Source organism: uncultured Aurantimicrobium sp., assembly GCF_936931525.1.
GTDB lineage: Bacteria > Actinomycetota > Actinomycetes > Actinomycetales > Microbacteriaceae > Aurantimicrobium.
Window position 1 is genome coordinate 1 of sequence record NZ_CAKZII010000169.1, and the last position, 4,144, is coordinate 4,144.

A 4,144-nucleotide genomic window follows, 5' to 3' on the forward strand; every position below is an offset into this window, starting at 1 on the left:
CAGCTTGAAACAGTAAAACTACTGTCCCAGACCTCGCCACCTGAATTAATCACAGCGCACTCATAAGCCTGTGTTGCTGAGAACCCCACCGTCCAGCTCACCATTACTGTTCCATCTGGCGAGACAGCAAGTCGAGGGTTGAAATTGGCATGAGTATCTATTGGGGTGTTTACAGTCACAGGTGTTGACCAATTGTGACCTTCAGCGTCCCCTCTACTCGTGCGAATATCTGATGTGCCATTTGTATTGGTGTCCTGAGACCAGGCTGCTAAAAGACTTCCGTCGTTTAATCTGACAATGACAGGTGCGAAGGCAAAAGCAGCATTCGTACCACACCCTGCAGTCGGAGAAGAAGTGGGTGAAGATGATGGGCTTGCAGATGGTGAGGAGGAGGGTGAAACGGGACTGAAATTAACGCAAGATCCGGAATTCAGATTGACATGGTGGCTATCTATGGTCATCGACGCAATGTTGAAGTTCGGACTCAGGGCGCTCGTTGCATCGCTCCACACCGCAACGAAATCACCCGAAGCAGTTGTAGTCACAGAAACCGGGTAGTTGGGGATGGTAGGGAAGGAAGACAAAGTCAACACAACTGTCGGCCCAGAAGCTAACGCGGCTTCTTTGGTATATCGAGTGCCGTCAAAGCTGGTCCAGGTCACGAGTATTGCCCCTGATTCATTCACTGTGGGAGTGACATCCGACGTTTGACCGGTTGCTCCTGTGAATTCCACCAAGTCGCCCCAATGTGACATATCTGCAGCAGTGCGCACTACAGGCCATGTCCCCGATACAGATGCATGGCTACGTTTGTATGCAAGTGCGATTCCATGGGAACCCATTGCTGAAATTTCTGGTTCATCAGCTTGTTCTTCAGGGAATGAAGGTGCAGACACTATGAGTGGCGCACCCCATGAAATTCCATTGTCCAGACTCTGTCGGAGACGAATTTCTCGGCTTCCCGTGATGGACCCAGGCTGCGACCACACAACAACAAGGCTGCCGTCGTTCAGTCGAACAGCATCCGCATCATTCGCACTTACGGTTGGATCCGACAGAACCGTAGCCACACCCCACGTGTTTCCCCCATCAATGCTCCGTCTAGCAAGAATCAGGTTAGGACTTCCTGTGGTTACCCCAACTATGGCAACAAAGCTTCCATCTTCGGCGCTCAGCAGCTGTGGTTCCCCTTGTGCATTTCGACAGGGATCTGTGAGTACTGAATCATTGCTCCATTGTGCTGTTGCGGCAGCAGGATCAAGCTGGTTTCCAAGGACAAGCGCAACAACCGCTAGTGCCGAAACCATGATGAAAGAGAAGGAACGGGATAAGTTGCTGGACATTATTCAAGGCTAAAGAGATGTTCACGTTCCACCTCAACGGGCAGTAACGACAGCGCCTAAACACAGGGGAAACCCTAGAAGACAATTTCATAGGGAAAACCCTTTATTTCGACATATACGTTCATGCCTTGCTGAGTAATACTGAAGACATGGGTTCAGAAGTCTTGGTTGTGGAAGACGATAACTTCACGCGCATCACCTTGGTTTCCAGCCTCAAATCGGCAGGAATTGAGAACGTCTACAGCGCTGGGAACTCTCCCGAAGCCATCGCCTTGGCTGAGAAACACCTTCCCTCTGCTGCTCTGATCGATCTCCACTTGGGGGCAGGTCCCACTGGCTTGGACCTTGCCCGTCAGCTGCGTGCTCAGAATCCCCGCATCGGCATTGTCATTCTGACAAGTTACGACGACCCCCGACTTTTAGGCGAGAACCCCGACTTCATTCCCTCGGGTACTCGATATCTGGTCAAGCGTGACATCACAGACATCTCACTTGTCACAGAAGCGCTCCGTTCTTCGCCCACCTCAACAAAACTACTCAACAGAGTTCCCAAGGATGCATTCTCGGGACATCTCAGCCAAACCCAACTCGAGATTCTGCGCTTAGTGGCAGAGGGCTATTCAAACTCTGAAATTGCGAAGCGAAGAGGTGTCAGCGAGAAGGCTGTGGAAGGAACCATCACACGTCTAGCTACGCGTTTGTCTTTAGAAAAAGACACGGCCCTCAACCAGCGAGTGCATATCGCTCGCGTTTACTTCAGAGCAATGGGATTGAATCTTGGCGCCGAATCAACGTCGTAGCCGACTAGTAGAGGCCATCGGCAGCCCCTGGGTTGGATATGTGCCGGCTTATGCCGCGCTTGTTCCCCTTTGGTTTGTTGCCTCTATTCTGAGCACTCCGCTGACACAAGGTTGGCAACAGCTTGGCCTCATCATCTTGGCTAACGTAGGCGCCATCGCTTCATGTGCTGGACTTTTCTATTTATTCAAAGCAACGCTCTGGCGCTCTCAGAATTCTCAGCCCATTCGATTGTGGATTGTGCTCCTGTCAGGTTTCTTGTTTGGCATGACCAAAGCGTTGATGACTGCGGCGTTGACACGCATTCTCCTTGGAGCAGAAGTTACTGACATTTGGGGACGCATAGTTTCCAGCACGGTGATAGGGGTAGCCGTTGTCATTGTGGTGCCGGTGATGTTTTCGCAACTCGAGCTTTATCGGTCTGAACGCGAACAATTGATTGCCGAGCTCGTGCGCAGGGATATGTCATCCCCCCAAATCTCGAATGTTGAGCTTCATCGTGCAGAAGGAAATCTTCACAAACGATCAAGAAAGAACCCTGATTCGCTTGAAGAGTTTGTCTATCGAAGTCGCCAGCGTCTTAATTTGGCACGGATCCGACCCAGCCTCCTACCCCAGATCCTCGAAGAGATAAGAGAAAAAGATGCCCGTGCGCTAAGCCATGAAATCTGGCAGCGAGAAAATGAGCGCATTCCTGATTTCACGGTGTCTAACCTTGTCACGCTGAGTCTGGCCAGGCTGAACTTTGTCATTACCCCCGTAGTGATCGTTTTTGTATTGGTTGCAGGACCTGTTGAAATGTTTGCTTACGGAGCACAGGTTGGAGCATTTGCACTGCTAGTCCAGTGCATCATCATTTGGGTGGTCTTGGCAGTTGCCCGACGACTACCTCGGCGCGGGGTCCGTTGGGGGCTTCGTGTTTTCAGCTTTGCGATACTTGTCATGACTGGCACAATCGCCCTAATTACTCCCGTAATTAGTCAGCCGCTGAGTCCAGCGCAGAACTTACAGCAGGGACTCTCCATTCTGCTCTTACTGGGTTGCGCAGTGTTTGCTTCAAGCGTGGTCAACATGGCCCAGCGCAATATCAAACAGGTTCATGAGGACATCACTGCATTAGCTCCAGATCTGAAGAACCAAGCACTCAATAAAGCAGAATCAACTCGAATCAATCTTGAACTTGCACAGCTCCTGCATTCCCATGTGCAAAACGTTCTATTGTCCAGGTCAATCCAGTTACAAGGGGAATTGAACTCTAAAAATCTCACGACAAAGGAAAAAGAACACATCCTGAGCTCGTCGATTGAGGAATTAGACGACTACCTCAACACTCTGACCACGGACCAAAATCCTTCCAAAGCTGGAATTATCAGCATTGAAAAAATTTGTGCTGCCTGGGATGGGGTCATAGAGGTGAATATTGACGCGGACCTCGAACACCTCAATTCACACAGTGAACTGAGCCCTATTTTGAGCTCTATCGTTGCCGAGGGTATAGCAAATGCCGTGAAGCATGGATTGGCGAAAAATGCAGAGCTCACAATTTCGTGTGTGGGCATTCCCGACTGCTCTGAATTGCTTGTCACCTTGGAAGACGATGGAATTGGAGTGAGGGGAGGAAAACCAGGCCTGGGTTCGATGTATTTGAACTCAATTCCTGATTCGACCTGGACACTGTCTCCGTCACACAAACTCGGTGGGGCAACCCTCACGATTCAACTCAAACAACTTCACAGATTGTCACAATGAATGTGGGGAACTCCCACGGCAGAAACGGCAACAGCAGCACAACGAATGTCCTCTTTGGTTTTACCGGTGCCAGTATTGGTCAGCGTCACCTTAGTATCAATGCCCTTGCGAGTGAGGAGAAGCCCTAGTAGGGCGCAGAGAGCTCACTCCCGAATAACAGGAGAAGGTAGGGAGGTATGCAGCGAACTACCGCAATCGCCTTAAGATTTACAAGGCAGAAGCAACTTCGAATTCGTAGGGTTAACCCACGCTTT

At 50.5% G+C, this 4,144-nt stretch carries 3 protein-coding genes; 2 read left to right on the forward strand and 1 reads right to left on the reverse strand.

The features are described 5' to 3' along the window. Positions 1–1,343, reverse strand: a 1,343-nt coding sequence (locus tag Q0362_RS08460; RefSeq protein ID WP_298122520.1) for a hypothetical protein, incomplete at its 3' end; no start/stop codon positions are given. 149 nt (positions 1,344–1,492) lie between these two features. On the opposite strand from Q0362_RS08460, the gene Q0362_RS08465 reads away from it, so the two are divergent. Both Q0362_RS08465 and Q0362_RS08470 read left to right on the forward strand, forming a co-directional pair. Beyond that, positions 1,493–2,143, forward strand: coding sequence for a response regulator transcription factor (locus tag Q0362_RS08465; protein ID WP_298122522.1), 651 nt, complete (start codon positions 1,493–1,495; stop codon positions 2,141–2,143). Positions 2,144–2,408: 265 nt separating this feature from the next. After that, positions 2,409–3,890 carry a hypothetical protein gene (locus tag Q0362_RS08470; RefSeq protein WP_298122524.1) on the forward strand — a complete coding sequence of 494 codons (1,482 nt, stop codon included), beginning with the start codon at positions 2,409–2,411 and terminating at the stop codon, positions 3,888–3,890. Positions 3,891–4,144: the final 254 nt, after the last annotated feature.